This window comes from Alteromonas alvinellae, from assembly GCF_902705805.1.
Genome location: NZ_CACSIH010000029.1, coordinates 1 through 14433, shown reverse-complemented (window position 1 = coordinate 14433; position 14433 = coordinate 1). Strand labels below are relative to the sequence as shown.

The window sequence follows — 14433 nt, the reverse complement described above, 5'->3', positions numbered from 1 at the left end:
CACTCTGTTGCTCTCTCTGGAGACTCAATTATGTCTACGTCAGTGAAAAGCAAAGCTGTTGAGAGAAGTCAGCTTACGGATAACCATCACAGTGGTGATGAGAAGGTTATCACCCGCCGTCAAACCGCGGTCTATGTTTATGAGGCGCCAGTGCGCTTATGGCACTGGATAACCGTGTTTTCCATCATCACGCTGTGCGTGACGGGGTATTTTATCGGTCAGCCTTTACCCACTTTACCGGGGGAAGCCAGCGATAATTTCCTGATGGGTTACATTCGCTTTGCCCACTTTGCCGCGGCTTACGTGGTAACCGTGGGCTTTATCGGCCGGTTGTACTGGGCACTGGTAGGGAACCATCATTCCCGTGAACTGTTCTTCCCCAAGTTTTTTGTGAAAGCCTGGTGGAAAGAGGTATGGCACGAGGTACGCTGGTACCTGTTTATGGAAAAGACGCCCAAGAAGTACATCGGTCACAACCCGCTGGCACAACTGGGCATGTTCTTTTTCTTCATCCTCGGCATGATCTTTATGATCTTCACAGGCTTTGCGCTTTACAGTGAAGGTGCCGGGCAGGGAAGCTGGCAGGATACGTTGTTTGGCTGGGTGATCCCGCTGTTTGGCCAGAGTCAGGATGTGCATACCTGGCATCGCCTGGGCATGTGGTATCTGATCACTTTTATTATGATCCATGTCTATGTGGCAATTCGTGAAGACATCATGTCACGTCAAAGTCTGATCTCCACCATGATCAGCGGCTGGCGGATGTTTAAGGACGATAAGCCGGATTGAGGCTCCTCAGAGGGATGCAGGCAATTGTTGACCCCGCCTGCGTCCCTTTTTCTTTAACCCATTTTAATGACTATTCTGAGCAACCGGATGACAGCCTTCAATCTCAATGTTCGCAGCCACTGCCTGAGTAGTCGCAAGCCTGAACATCCCGGTATATTTCTTGAGCGTTGTTATCTTAAACCGCTGCATATCAGCCAGTCTGAGCTGGCGCGACTGTTAGGCATATCCCGCCGACGTGTACACGAAATTATCAAAGGCCAACGTGCGATCTCTGCCGATACCGCTATCAGACTGGCCCGACACTTTCAGACTACGCCGATGTTTTGGTTGGAAAAACAACAGCTTTGGGAGCTGTACGATGCCAGCCGCCGATTTGTTAAAGAGGGTGGTTAGTAACTTTCCAATTGGTGAATAGTGTTGTTATATCTATATCCTTTATATTATTGTGGTTACTTGTAACGCCCCCCGTGACACCCCGCCATACGGTGATTCCTGATTTTTTACTAAGTTGGCATGCAACTTGATGTATGTAAATAAAATGTAATTAGCGCAAGCGCCAGAGAGTTTGAGTTTTACACCGTGCAAAGTCGATTGAATGAAAAGCAAATACTTATTTTGGGCATTGGCAATGTGTTATGGGCCGATGAGGGGTTTGGTGTTCGCTGTGTTGAGGCGCTCAACCAGAATTACGAGTTTGGCGAAAACGTAAAGATCATGGATGGCGGTACCCAGGGCATTTATCTGGTACAGCATGTTCAGGAAGCCGATGTGCTGGTGGTGTTCGACGCTATTGATTACGGCCTTGCACCAGGCACCTTAAAAACCATCTATAACGACGAAGTGCCTAAATTTATGGGCGCTAAACAGATGAGTCTGCATCAGACCGGTTTTCAGGAAGTGTTAGCCATGGCCGAGTTTACCGGTCATTACCCGGCAGATTTGTTGCTGGTGGGGTGTCAGCCGGTTGAGCTGGAAGATTTTGGCGGCAGTTTGCGCGAAGAAGTAAAGGCGCAGGTGCAACCCGCTATCGACATTGCGCTGGCCTACCTGACGCAGTTTGGTATTTCTGCGCAACGAAGCGCGGGGACGTCGCAGGCACTGGCGCCGGGTCAGTTAAACCTGAGTGAGTATGAGCAGGGCCGCCCGGATGAGCAGGCAGCCTGCCGTACCGGTGATAGCCGTGTCATAGGCAGTGCTGTAGGGGAAAGTACCAAGTAATGTGTATTGGCGTGCCGTTTCAGGTAATTCACACCGACAGCCACAAGGCTTACTGTCAGCGTGGCGCAGAGCAGCGCTGGATTGATATATCGCTGGTGGGCGATGTAGTACCAGGTGATTGGTTGTTAGTCTTTTTAGACGCTGCCCGGGAAGTGCTCACTGAAGCGCGGGCACAACAGGTGGAAGAGGCCGTCAGCGCTATAGAACGGGTGATGTGCGGGCAAAGTGTTGATCTCGACGATTGCTTTAAAGATCTGGTCGAGCGCGAGCCTGAGCTACCAGACCATTTAAAACCGCTTTTAAAATAACACAAGATAAGAGAACACTATGAACTCACCGCTGATCAATCGTCTTATCGACGAGTTAGGTTACCCTTTACTCGATGACGATAATTTTGAAGGTTTCATAGAGCAGACACCAATTAGTGTACTGTTTTTAACCGAAGATCCTAAACGCTTTCCGGAAAGCCTGGATGTAGCTGTGATCCTGCCAGAGCTGATCAAACAGTTTCCTCAGCTTACCCCGGCGGTGGTATCTGAAGATATTCAAACCGCCTGTCGCGGCCGTTATAACTTTATGGCGTGGCCGGCACTGGTGTTTCTTAAGCATGGCCAGTATCTCGACGCCATTACCAAAGTGCAAAACTGGGATGACTACGTACACGAAATCAATCGAATTCTGACGCTGGAGCCCCGCCCTGATCCGGGTATCGGTATTCCGGTAGTGTTTAATCCGGTGAGTAAAAGTTGCGGACAATAGGGGAACAACATGCGTGATAACAGTATAAACATCGTCAATGTCCCAATCGGGCCGGGCAGCCAGTCAGAAGGCGACATGGTGCTTGATTACATGAAGATGCCATCGGAAATGAACACCTATGATATGCCATCGTTTCCGGAAGAAAGTGAGCTGGAACGTTGCCCTCAGGCCATGAGTATCCTCGCCGATATCCAGCTTATGCTTGGCCAGATCAACGAAAACGGTCAGAGCAGCATTATGACGCTTACTGAGCTACCAGAGGCAGACTTAAACCTGCTTAATCAAATCCTCGGTGAAGGCGAGGTGAGCGTTCTGATCGATGGCGATAAGCCGGTCAGAATTCAGGAAACGGTAATGGCCGGTATCTGGCGTTTACGTACCTTTGACGAGCAGGGTAACGTGACTGCAGAAGCTATTGAGGTGGCAGAGATCCCCGAATGTGTGAAAGACCAGGCATTTGCCACTAAGGTGGATTTACCCGCCCGAATCGCCAGCCTGCCAGAAGGACTACTGAATGCGCCTTCAGTATTGATAGAAATTGCGGATACCTCAGTTGACTACCAGCGCGACCCAGGGATGGCTTCGCATGTAATAAACCTGTCGTTGTTACCTTTTTCGCCTGAAGACCACTACAGTCTGACCGAAACTACCGGTACCGGCAGTGTCACCATTTTGTCCCGCGGATACGGCAACTGCCGGATCACGTCGACTCAGGTGGATGGCCTGTGGCGAGTGCAGTATTACAACAGTACCGACCAACTAATCCTGGACACTCTGGAAATTGTGGCAATACCCGCAGTGGCTTGCGCCGCCCCCGAGGATCTGGCCGATTCAGCGGTCCGTCTGTCTGAAATTCGCGATGCACTGGTATAGGAAGGCAGAATGAGTTTTCAGGGTTTTGAAGGCAGTTATTTAGGCGACGCCAGCCGGATAGATAAGCAGGCCAGACTGGAATGCAAGATATGCTGGTATGTTTACGACCCGGCGGAAGGTGATGAGGTCTGGCAAATTCCACCAGGCACGGCGTTTGTCGACCTGCCTGACCATTGGCGGTGTCCGGAATGTGATGGTGACCGCGATCAGTTTATGGTGATAGAGGACTAACAGTGTCAAACGGTACAGCAGTTGTCGCTTTCTATGAATCGGTAGCCCGCAAAATGGCAGGCCTGCCGGTATACAATAATAAGCTCGCAGTGGATGCGACCGAATTTTTGTCATGGGAAGACAATTGGCTGGGCATTATCGTTACGCCCTGGTGTATGAATATTGTGTTGCTCCCGGGCGAGGCGTCTCATCATAACGTTCAGCAGGTTGGTGCTAAATTTCGTCAGAAATTGCCCTCCGGCCAATACGAGTTTATCCGTGCTTATGCCGGAGAATGTGGCGATTTTGCCACCTGCTCGGTGTTTTCACCGATGTTTGAGTTTTCATCACAGAGCATAGCGATGGAAACCGCGCAGGAAGTGTTGGCAGCGTTGTTTGATGCCGAAAACGTTGCGCCTTCAGAACGACATCAAAGCTATACGGTTCATAGCGAAATGCGCCAGGCCGCTGAGCTTGATGCACAAGACTGTGATGCAGGGAGTGCACAGCAAGTGGCCGATGATGAGACGCCACAGGTGAGTCGCCGGGCATTCTTAACCGGCAACTTCGCCCGGCGGGAGGACAGCAGACCATGAATATTGCTGCAGAACTGGCTGCCGGAAGTAAAGCGCATAACACAGCGACTAATCCGCTTACCGGCGGCATACAAGTAACCATTTGTTATAACCGTGACCATATCAAAGCCGTTGAGATAAACAATACCCGCCCGTTTGCCGTTACCCGCCTGTTCAGGGAAAAACCGGTTGATCGGGTATTGGCGATGATGCCATCGCTCTTTTATATTTGCGGGATGGGGCAGTTAATCGCCGCGCTCAGAGCCGTAGAGAGCGCCGCTGGCATTAGCGAAACGTTAGTCATCAAACAAGCCCGGGATACGCTATTATTTGCAGAGTCTTTACGGGAGCAAGTGTTTAGCTGGGTGACCAACTGGGCGCCGCAACATAAATCCAGAATGAGTAATGTGGTGGACTGGTTTAATCAGTGCCGTAAGCAACTTGACTGGAGTTTAACCCTGTCTTCGGCAACATCCGGTGAGGCGGGTTGTCAGCCGGCGCTAGAGCAATTGGCCCGGCAACTGGAAGAGGTTATTAAGCCATTATTACCGGCCAACCAGGCAGGATCCTCGTTAGCAACGATGGGATTATCAACCCAGGTATGTCAGTTGTTGAAAGCCTGCGGTAAATACCCGTTAGGACTGGCCGCAAAAACGTTAAACTTAACTGAGTCGCAACAGCTGACGGTAGTGTTGACATCGTTAAAGGCTGCGGAAGCGGAACAATTTTGTCATCAGCCAACCGTTAACGGAGCACCGGCCGAGACTGGCCGTTGGGCTCGACAAAATATTGAAGCCAGGGGATTTTTAATTGAAAGTCGCCTGCGCTCGCTTTACCGTGAAATAACCACAGCGCCAATGAGGCTCAGATCAATAGTCCGCCAGCATCAGTTTAGTCAGGCTGAGGGTACAGGCGTGCGCGGCTGCTCTGTAGTCGAAACGGCCAGAGGTTCACTGCTACATAAAGTTGAACTGGATAACCGTAATCACGTAGCTAAATACCAGATTATTGCCCCCACTGAGTGGAATTTTCATCCCCAGGGGAGTCTCAAAACCATGCTGGAAGGGCTATATTTACCCTGGGATCAGGTAACCCCGGTGGCGGAAACCCTGATAAAACTTCTCGACCCTTGTGTGTCGTGGCAGTTGGAGTTAGTCCATGCATGAGATGTCTATTGCAGAAGGGATCCTGCAGGTATTAGAAGAACAGGCCGTGAGCCAGTCGTTTGAAAAAGTCAAAGCGGTGTGGGTCGAGATTGGCCCGCTCGCCACTATCGAAGCCGACGCACTAACGTTTTGTTTCGATGCAGTAATAAGAGGAAGTCTGGCCGAAGGCGCCAGCCTGCACATTATAAAAATGCCGGGAAAAGCCTTCTGTTTGCAGTGTCTGGATACCGTCCCGGTCACGCAACGCTATGACAGTTGCCCTGTTTGTGGCAGTTATCACTTACAGATAACGCAGGGTGAAGAAATGAGAATAAAAGAACTAGAGGTGGCATAAACATGTGTACGGTTTGCGGTTGTTCAGAAGGTGAAGTTAAAATAGAAGGGCATGAGGGACACGCCCACGGGCATAGCCATGATCACACTCATATTCATGGGCATAGTCATGATCATTCACATGCCCACGGGCATCATCATCACGACCATGATCATCATCACCATCATGGCGACCATCATGGTGGACATAGTCACGACCATTCACACGCTCACAGTCATGAAGACCAGCATGACCACAGCGGCATTGAAAGTGATGGCGATAACATTCACTTCGGCAAAGGCCCTGCTCATGCCCATGTGGCAGGCCTTAGTCAAAGCCGAATGGTGCAAATTGAGCAGGATATTCTGGGTAAAAATAACCAGTACGCCGCGCAAAACCGGGTACGCTTTGAACAACAGTCGTTGTTTGTGCTCAATCTGGTTTCCAGCCCGGGATCAGGTAAAACCACCTTACTGACTGAAACCATTAACCGCATTAAAGACCGTTACACCGTAGGCGTAATTGAAGGCGATCAGCAAACGGCCAATGACGCAGACCGCATCCGCGAAACCGGCGTTCAGGCTATTCAGATCAATACCGGCAAAGGTTGCCACCTCGATGCGCACATGGTCGGTCATGCCATGGAGAACTTTTCCGGGATGACCGGCGGCGTGCTGTTTATCGAGAATGTCGGTAACCTGGTTTGCCCGGCCTCGTTTGATTTGGGCGAGGCGGCAAAAGTGTCGATTCTTTCGGTCACCGAAGGCGAAGACAAACCGCTGAAGTATCCGGATATGTTCCATGCTTCAGAATTGATGATCCTGAATAAAACTGACCTGCTGCCGTATCTGGATTTTGATGTCGAGAAATGCATTGAGTACGCCAAACGGGTCAATCCGGAAATCCGTATTATTCAGCTGTCAGCCAAAAGCGGCGAGGGCATGCAGGAGTGGCTTGATTGGATCAACACCAAACGGGCAGCCATCATTGAATCGCGTATTTATCTTTTGCAACAACAGGTAGAGCAGTTTAAGGCAATCTTATAATGACCACATCTCAACGTCCTATTCTGTTATGCGTTGATGATGAAGTCCGTTCGCTTGAAACTCTTGAGCGAACTCTGGATGAAGAGTTTGACGTATTAACTGCCAATAGCGCCGACCTGGCGCTGGAATTACTGAGAAGCCATGACGTGCAGGTGATCCTGTGCGATCAGCGCATGCCGGATCGTACCGGTGTGGAATTGCTAACCGAAGTGCGGGATCGCTGGCCTCAGGTCGCCCGGCTTATTTTGTCTGGCTATACCGACTCAGAAGACATTATCAAAGGCCTCAACGAAGCAGGTATTTTGCAGTACATCACCAAACCCTGGCACCCGGAAAGTCTGCTAATGATTATCCGCAGTGCGTGCCGGATGTGCGCCTTACAAAGTGAGAATGCACTGCTGAATATGGAGATGCGTCTTACCGAAGAGCAGGCCGAGCAGCAGGTTAGTGAGAAAAAAGCCCATCTGCGTAATAGCTTTCAGCTTGAAGAGATAAAACGCCATGCGCAAAGCCCGCTGAATAAAATCTGTGACCAGGTCAGCAAAATTGCGCCTTATGATGTCTCGGTGCTGATCACCGGCCCATCTGGTGCGGGTAAGGAACTCTTTGCCAGGGCGCTGCATTACAACAGCTTGCGTTCAGACCGGCCGTTTGTGGTAGAAAACTGCGGTGCCATGCCCGATGAACTGTTGGCATCTGAATTGTTTGGCCACAAAAAAGGATCGTTTACCGGCGCGATTACCGACCATGTGGGTCTGTTTGAACAGGCTGATGGCGGCACTATTTTTCTGGATGAGATTGGTGAGATCAGCCCGGCATTTCAGGTTAAATTGTTGCGGGTTCTGCAAGAGCGTGAAATTCGCCGCCTCGGCGAGCAACAGCGCCGCAAGGTCAATGTGCGGGTAGTGGCTTCAACCAACCGAGACCTCGAAGAAGAAGTGCGCGCCGGCCGGTTTAGGCAGGATCTGTATTTTCGTTTAGCCGAAGTCACCCTGGAGCTGCCGGCATTGTCTCGCCGTACGATAGATATTCCGGTACTGGCAAACAGCTTTTTACAAACCGCCATGCATCAATTCGACAAGCCGGTAAAAGGTTTTAGTGAAGAAGCCATCGCCTGTATGAAACGGTACAGCTGGCCGGGTAACGTGCGTGAATTACAAAATGAGGTACGCCGCATGCTGGTAATGTGTGAAGGCGAATGGCTAACTGCAGACCTGCTCAATCCGCGGGTCTTAAGAGCGGCGCCTGGCGGAGAGGATGAAGACATTGATATGTTTGCTGGCCTTGAAGGCACGCTAAAAGAAAAGGTTGAGCTGCTGGAAAAACGCATTCTGCGCGAGACGTTGATCCGCCATCGCTGGAATAAAAGCAGCGCGTCACTGGAACTGGGTTTATCGCGGGTAGGATTGCGTTCCAAGCTGGAACGCTACGAGCTTGAGAAATCCGGCGACTCAGAAACCAGTAAACAGCATTAAGGGGAATATCAGTATGTGTTTAGGGATCCCCGGCCAGATTGTCGCGATCAGCGATGAGGCCATGCAAACCGGCATTGTTCAGGTTTCCGGTGTAAAACGCGAAGCTAACTTAAGTTGTGTGGTGCCTGCTGATGGTAACCTGCAAACTTTAGTGGGTAGCTGGGCGCTGGTGCATGTGGGCTTTGCCATGAGCATTATCGATGAGGAAGAAGCCCGGCGAACGCTGGAGATTCTTGCTGAGATTGGTGAGTTACAGGAAGAACTCGACGCCATGCAGCAGGGTGCGCAGGGATAACGGTGATGAGCGAGCCTACCGATAACCAGTCAGTTCTGTCGGCATTGTACCCCTTTACCGGCCAGGCTCCGGCTGTTAACCCTAATGATAACGACGAGTTAGATAGTGCCCTGGTTGCCTCTGTTCAGGCTAAAGCGCGTGACAGTATCGCCGTGAAGCAGGCTTTTTTTGAGCGCCACAGCAAGACCTTGCTGGCTGCTGCAAAACGCATTGCGGACAGTTATGCACAACAGGGAAAATTGTTAACCGCAGGCAATGGCGGTTCTTCCTGTGATGCCGCGCATCTGGCTGTAGAGTTTATGCACCCGGTTACTACCGGTCGCAAAGCGCTGCCAGCTATCAACTTATCTCAGGATACCGCGATGATGACGGCAGTGAGTAATGATGTGGGTACCGAACATGTCATCACCCGGCAGTTATCCGCGCTGGCCAGCCCCGGTGATACGCTGGTGGTGTTCTCCACCAGTGGCAACTCAGCCAACTTAATCGAAGCCTGCAAAAAAGCCCGGGCCATGGATCTGAGCGTGATTGCCTTTACCGGCCGAACCGGTGGAGAGCTGCAACGACAACAACTCACCGATGATTGTATTACCGTACCCAGCGACAGTATTCACCGCATTCAGGAATGTCACCTGGCCTGCTATCACATTTTATGGGATCTGGTGCACAGCCTGCTGGCTGACAACCGGTTGTCTCAGGAGAAGAAATAATGAAGTTTGTCGATGAGTTTCGCGATCCTCAAATGGCCCGGCGAGTGCTTGAACGCATCCATGCCGTGGTAGAGGAAATCCCCACCACCGCCCAACGCCCGTTACAAATAATGGAAGTATGCGGAGGCCATACGCACTCTATTTTTCGCTACGGACTGGAAGAATTGTTACCCGATAAGATTGAAATGGTACATGGGCCTGGCTGCCCGGTTTGTGTGCTGCCGATGGGAAGAGTAGACGACTGCGTTGCCATTGCTGAACAACCTGATGTGATATTTACCACTTTTGGTGATGCCATGCGTGTGCCAGGCTCGAAAAAAAGCCTGCAACAGGCCAATTCTGATGGCTGTGATGTACGTATGGTTTATTCCCCCATGGATGCACTGGATATTGCCCGTAAAAATCCGCATAAAAACGTGGTGTTTTTTGGGTTGGGTTTCGAAACCACTATGCCGAGTACGGCATTAACGCTACTACAGGCGGATAGGGAAGGCATCACAAACTTCTCGCTGTTCTGCAACCACATCACCATCATTCCTACCATCAAGGCGATTCTGGATTCACCAGATATGGTTATCGATGGCTTTTTAGGGCCCGGTCATGTATCGATGGTGATTGGTAAAGCGCCTTATGATTTTATTGCCAGTCATTATAAACGCCCGCTGGTGATTGCCGGTTTTGAGCCGCTGGATATTCTGCAGTCCATGCTGATGGTGGTAGAGCAAATCCGTGATGGCAAGGCGCTGGTGGAAAATCAGTACAAACGAATTGTTCCCGAGCAGGGTAACAATAACGCCCTGAAAGCCGTTGGTGAAGTGTTCGAGCTGCGCGAATTTTTTGAGTGGCGGGGCCTGGGGTCAATCGACCATTCAGGGGTGCGCATTCGTGAAAAATACGCCCGATTTGATGCTGAACGCTTATTTGCCGTAGAGCCTGCCCACGTGGCCGATCCTAAAGCCTGCCAGTGTGGCGAAGTGCTCAAGGGGGTTCTCAAGCCCTGGGAGTGCAAATTGTTTGGCGAGCAGTGCAACCCCGAAACACCTATTGGCGCGTTGATGGTATCGACTGAGGGCGCCTGTTCCGCCTACTACAGCTATGGCAAAATCGACGTAAAACAAGCCGTTTAACTAACCGAGTAAGCAGTATGAATAAACCTAAACGGACCCTGCGGGCCAAAACCATCACCATGGCTCATGGCGCAGGCGGCAAGGCCATGCGCGATCTGATTGAAGATGTATTTGTGGGGACCTTCGCTAATCCCGACCTGGAGCAACTGGAAGATCAGGCTCGGTTTGAATTGGCTGAACTAATGCAAAGTGGCGCACAATTGGCGTTTACCACCGATTCTTACGTGGTAGACCCTGTAGAATTTCCGGGCGGCGATATTGGCTCGCTGGCGGTGAACGGGACGGTAAATGATATTGCTGTGTCTGGCGCGATCCCAAAGTATTTGTCTTGCGGTATGATTTTAGAAGAAGGGCTCGATGTTGAGCTCCTGCGGCGTGTGGTTGCGTCAATGAAAGCCGCCGCTGATAAGGCCGGAGTGACCATCGTCACCGGCGACACCAAAGTGGTACCGAAAGGCAAAGGCGATAAAATTTTTATCAATACCAGTGGCATAGGGGTGATCCCTGAAGGCGTTGATATTTCAGCGTCTAACTGCCGGGTAGGCGACAAAATTATTGTTAATGGCCTGATAGGCGATCATGGCGCGGCAATACTTAATGCCCGCGGTGATCTGGCGCTCGATGTGACGCTGGAAACCGACTGCCAGGCGTTAAATGAGTTAGTCCAAACCATGTTGAAAGCGTGTCCGGATGTGCACGCTATTCGTGATGCCTCCCGGGGCGGTGTGGCTACGGTTTTATGTGAATTCGCTGAGTCATCCGCCGTCAGTATTCGTTTGCAGGAAGAACATATCCCGGTAAGAGATACCGTGCGCGGTGTCTGCGAGATCCTGGGGCTCGATGCACTGTATTTTGCTAATGAAGGTAAACTCGTTGCGGCAGTCCCGGCCGATAAAGCTGAGGCGGTGCTTGAGGCGATGCGTAATCACCCGGCCGGTAAAGATTCAGCTATTATTGGTGAAGTCATTGAATCGAACTATAACCGCGTGCTGGTGAAAACTCACTTTGGCGGAGAGCGCATTCTGGATATGCTGGTGGGTGAGCAACTGCCGCGGATCTGCTAGCGCTTACATAATTTTTTGTTAGCTGTGCGTTTGTTCGTAGCTCTCCAACAATTTATAAGCAATGGACTGTTGTTCCAAACTTAAAATAGTTGTTTCTGATACAGAGCGCACCAGCTGGTACTCTTGTTCTTTTTTGATGATGCCCCGATTGGCAATCTTAAGAAAGTTTCTGAATGCCTTATTATGCATCGTAGTGAGAGAAGGTAAACCGCTCTCCTTCATTTTAAGATTCAACTTGTTCTGTTCATCCTGGCGCATTAAAGCAGACAGTTCTAATGCGTCGTTAGCTGCCAGCCTTACAGAAGTTAAAGATCCTTTTAACAGATTCTGTTTGGTAAAAATATCCATGGCTGATGGCTGTCCCTTTTCAAAAACAAGGGCTGTAAATTCAGCGAGAATTTCTTTTTCTGTTTTCATATCAGCACCGCAAGACGGTTTGAAAGGGCTTACAGTAAAAAGCTGACTCACTCATCCCTGAATGCCTTACATATTATTTAATCTTAATAGCTTACGGTAACATTCCGGTAATATGCAATTGAGTTAGTGAAGGTTGTGCTGGCTTATAATGTGTTAGCGCAACATTATATGAAGCCATCGGTGTTAATAACGCAAAAAAGGAGCCGACCCTAAGATCGGCTCCCGCCCATGGCATTCAATAGTTGGTGTGGGTCACCTAAATTGAAAACAACGATACTCCCATCATTGCAATTACCAGCCCAATAACTCTGTTTGCAGAAGGGATGCTACGCGAGACCAGTTTCGACACAGCAAAGCCCGCCGCTACCAGTGTGGCGCTGGTAACGAGGAAACCTGAAGCAAACAGATAAGGGACGGAGCCGGCGGTCTCGAGACCATGGGCAAAACCGTGAAACATTGCAAAACAGGCAGCCAGGCTAACCGCCAGGCCCTGAGTTACGTTCTTACGAGTGGCAATAAGTAAGCCGGTGATTACAGATGTCAGGACGATGCCCGTTTCCATAAACGAAAAGCTGAAACCTGCTAAGCCTAATGAAAAACCACCAATCAATAATGCAAAAAATGCGGCAAGCATGGCCTTGCATTGTTTACCTGCAAAACCTGACGCCCAGTAGCCCATTGCTACCATGGCAATAAGGTGATCAATACCCATCAGGGGGTGCGACAAACCAGCCAAAAAAGCATTCTGAACCGTCTCGTGACCGGTATGCGCAAAGGCCGGTGCGGTGGTAGCAAGTGTGAGTAGAAGGCCGCTGGATATTTTTTGTGTACGTGTCATGTTTTTACCTTACTGCGAAATCGAACAGTTATTAATGTGTTGTTGCCTGTATAGATGTTTAACAACAACTTTATTGTAATGGCTACTGCTTTAGCATTTCTTTAATTAACAACATTTAGCAAAACGGGTGCCAAACTAAAATTTACCGATTAAACTATCGTAAGTCTATGAAGTTAAATTGTTTTGTTGTTTTTGTGTCGAACGAGCGAAAGCAGGGTGACTGGTAACTTGCTTGCCAGTTAGCAGGCAATTGGCAACTTCCTGTGCGCAGCGTAAAGGACTGTTATTACTTATCTATTAACGGTGCAGCTCACTAATGGATAAAATGAATATCACCAAGTTCTGTCTGAAGATAGCGTTTAAACTCCACTGCTTTGCTGGCGGGAAAAACAAAGCCCGGCGGATTTCCCGGTGTTGTTGGATTATAGGGGAGGGAAAAATAGCAATGTTCCCTTGTGGTTTCTAACGCCACCCGTGTCACTTTGTGGAGCGTAATTGAGGTTGAGCCAAACTGAATATGACCGTTGTTAAACGTTACATACTTTACCGGATCCTTTACCGTGGCGTCGGGCATGGTTTTGTACCACTGCACTATCCAAACCAGGTTAAAAACACCAAGCATCAGCAACAGATTGACTTCTTGTCTCACTACCCAGAGTATTAAGCCCACACTTAAAGCGGCCAGGATACCATGCACTAATTTTGCTTTATTGAGGGGATGGGCTGAGGTCATTTATAAAGTCCGTTTTCATACATGGCTGCGGGTTAATAGTGGCCTGCTCTGGCGCTACTGCAACACTTAGCTATACTTATACCGAATTGCAGACAGACTATGCAATCTTTTAATCCCAGATTATAAAGCTCCCCGACTGTTTCTTTGAGTACGCAAATTTTCGATGTTTGGAACTTAGCCAAAAGGATAAGACGATTTCCCTTTCTTCTTGTACGAAATATCTTACAAAGCTGTGAGATATGGTGGATGCTTGTCTGTGCTAAAAACGTCGCTTCATTTTTAACGTAATGAAAAATATGAATTAAATTTATTTTTGTCAGCTTTGGCCGGCAAAGTTGACGCAAAAATATCCGACAGTGGATTAGCGTTCTTTAGTTATAAGCGTACTATGAACGTGTCACAAGGAAACACGACGAGTCAGGAAGACACACGGACGAACTTGGGATTGCTCAGGATGAGTAAGACAGGGTAAGGAACTCTGTTTAAGGATAAAGGACCGGTCGGGAAGGCCTAAAAGGACAACTCCGGGATGGAGAATGCTGTAGCAGGATGTACAGCTTATATAGGAATAATGGAAAGGGATCTGTTCAGGAAGAACAGCTCACGCAGGATGATGTGAGAAAAGAAGGAAAGGGGCGTATACGGATTTTAATCGGGAAGATTTTAGTCGCAAGGGATCGCTGAGAAGGAAACTCAAAATTCAGAGAAAACGATGACTTCGGTCATCGTTTTTTTATGGTGGTGCGCCGGGCATGGCGCGTAGTGCTTTAGCACTGTTCGACTCACTGTGGTGGTGGAGTATAAGAAATATTAACGCTATGTACT

19 protein-coding genes are annotated in these 14433 nt (G+C 49.5%); 16 read left to right on the top strand and 3 right to left on the bottom strand.

Annotated features, from left to right (window positions below; all coding sequences use genetic code 11):
* Positions 1-30 precede the first annotated feature (30 nt).
* The 16 genes from cybH to hypE all read left to right on the top strand — a co-directional run bounded on the left by cybH (position 31) and on the right by hypE (position 11620).
* Positions 31-789 (top strand): Ni/Fe-hydrogenase, b-type cytochrome subunit, encoded by a 759-nt coding sequence (gene cybH, locus ACX5KA_RS02090; RefSeq protein ID WP_071978378.1) that lies wholly within the window; start codon positions 31-33, stop codon positions 787-789.
* 87 nt (positions 790-876) lie between these two features.
* Positions 877-1182, top strand: a complete 306-nt coding sequence (locus tag ACX5KA_RS02085) for a HigA family addiction module antitoxin (RefSeq protein ID WP_020745481.1) — start codon at positions 877-879, stop codon at positions 1180-1182.
* Between the two features lie 198 nt (positions 1183-1380).
* The gene (locus ACX5KA_RS02080; protein WP_071981095.1) at positions 1381-2007 is read left to right on the top strand and encodes a HyaD/HybD family hydrogenase maturation endopeptidase; all 627 of its coding nucleotides are present in this window, start codon (positions 1381-1383) and stop codon (positions 2005-2007) included.
* Entirely contained in the window at positions 2007-2315 is a 309-nt protein-coding gene (locus tag ACX5KA_RS02075; protein WP_020745483.1) for a HypC/HybG/HupF family hydrogenase formation chaperone, read from the top strand. Before ACX5KA_RS02080 ends, ACX5KA_RS02075 begins: the two co-directional genes overlap by 1 nt.
* A gap of 19 nt (positions 2316-2334) precedes the next feature.
* Entirely contained in the window at positions 2335-2766 is a 432-nt protein-coding gene (locus tag ACX5KA_RS02070) for a thioredoxin domain-containing protein (RefSeq protein WP_020745484.1), read from the top strand.
* A 9-nt stretch (positions 2767-2775) separates the two neighbouring features.
* A complete protein-coding gene (locus ACX5KA_RS02065; protein ID WP_071978379.1) occupies positions 2776-3639 on the top strand; it encodes a hydrogenase expression/formation protein in 864 nt (287 codons plus the stop codon).
* Between the two features lie 9 nt (positions 3640-3648).
* Positions 3649-3870: a rubredoxin gene (locus ACX5KA_RS02060; RefSeq protein WP_071978380.1), complete on the top strand. Its 222-nt coding sequence runs from the start codon at positions 3649-3651 to the stop codon at positions 3868-3870.
* A gap of 2 nt (positions 3871-3872) precedes the next feature.
* Positions 3873-4445, top strand: coding sequence for a [NiFe]-hydrogenase assembly chaperone HybE (gene hybE / locus ACX5KA_RS02055; RefSeq protein WP_071978381.1), 573 nt, complete (start codon positions 3873-3875; stop codon positions 4443-4445).
* Complete coding sequence (locus tag ACX5KA_RS02050) at positions 4442-5590, top strand: nickel-dependent hydrogenase large subunit (protein WP_105933848.1); 1149 nt, start codon at positions 4442-4444, stop codon at positions 5588-5590. Before hybE ends, ACX5KA_RS02050 begins: the two co-directional genes overlap by 4 nt.
* Positions 5583-5924: a hydrogenase maturation nickel metallochaperone HypA gene (gene hypA, locus ACX5KA_RS02045; protein ID WP_020745489.1), complete on the top strand. Its 342-nt coding sequence runs from the start codon at positions 5583-5585 to the stop codon at positions 5922-5924. Before ACX5KA_RS02050 ends, hypA begins: the two co-directional genes overlap by 8 nt.
* 2 nt (positions 5925-5926) lie before the next feature.
* A complete protein-coding gene (hypB, locus tag ACX5KA_RS02040; RefSeq protein ID WP_071978383.1) occupies positions 5927-6949 on the top strand; it encodes a hydrogenase nickel incorporation protein HypB in 1023 nt (340 codons plus the stop codon).
* A complete protein-coding gene (locus ACX5KA_RS02035; protein ID WP_020745491.1) occupies positions 6949-8424 on the top strand; it encodes a sigma-54-dependent transcriptional regulator in 1476 nt (491 codons plus the stop codon). Before hypB ends, ACX5KA_RS02035 begins: the two co-directional genes overlap by 1 nt.
* Positions 8384-8719 (top strand): HypC/HybG/HupF family hydrogenase formation chaperone, encoded by a 336-nt coding sequence (locus ACX5KA_RS02030; RefSeq protein WP_232230546.1) that lies wholly within the window; start codon positions 8384-8386, stop codon positions 8717-8719. Before ACX5KA_RS02035 ends, ACX5KA_RS02030 begins: the two co-directional genes overlap by 41 nt.
* Positions 8720-8724: 5 nt before the next feature.
* Positions 8725-9429, top strand: coding sequence for a D-sedoheptulose-7-phosphate isomerase (locus ACX5KA_RS02025; protein WP_020745493.1), 705 nt, complete (start codon positions 8725-8727; stop codon positions 9427-9429).
* Entirely contained in the window at positions 9429-10556 is a 1128-nt protein-coding gene (hypD, locus tag ACX5KA_RS02020; protein WP_020745494.1) for a hydrogenase formation protein HypD, read from the top strand. Before ACX5KA_RS02025 ends, hypD begins: the two co-directional genes overlap by 1 nt.
* A 17-nt stretch (positions 10557-10573) precedes the next feature.
* Positions 10574-11620 (top strand): hydrogenase expression/formation protein HypE, encoded by a 1047-nt coding sequence (hypE, locus tag ACX5KA_RS02015; protein WP_020745495.1) that lies wholly within the window; start codon positions 10574-10576, stop codon positions 11618-11620.
* A gap of 18 nt (positions 11621-11638) precedes the next feature.
* On the opposite strand, the gene ACX5KA_RS02010 is transcribed toward hypE, so the two are convergent.
* The 3 genes from ACX5KA_RS02010 to ACX5KA_RS02000 form a co-directional block, all read right to left on the bottom strand.
* On the bottom strand, positions 11639-12037 hold the full coding sequence (locus ACX5KA_RS02010) for a hypothetical protein (protein ID WP_146129513.1): 399 nt from the start codon (positions 12035-12037) through the stop codon (positions 11639-11641).
* Positions 12038-12293: 256 nt separating this feature from the next.
* Entirely contained in the window at positions 12294-12875 is a 582-nt protein-coding gene (locus ACX5KA_RS02005; protein WP_105933846.1) for a HupE/UreJ family protein, read from the bottom strand.
* A gap of 313 nt (positions 12876-13188) precedes the next feature.
* Complete coding sequence (locus tag ACX5KA_RS02000; RefSeq protein WP_020745498.1) at positions 13189-13608, bottom strand: hypothetical protein; 420 nt, start codon at positions 13606-13608, stop codon at positions 13189-13191.
* Between the last annotated feature and the right edge of the window lie 825 nt (positions 13609-14433).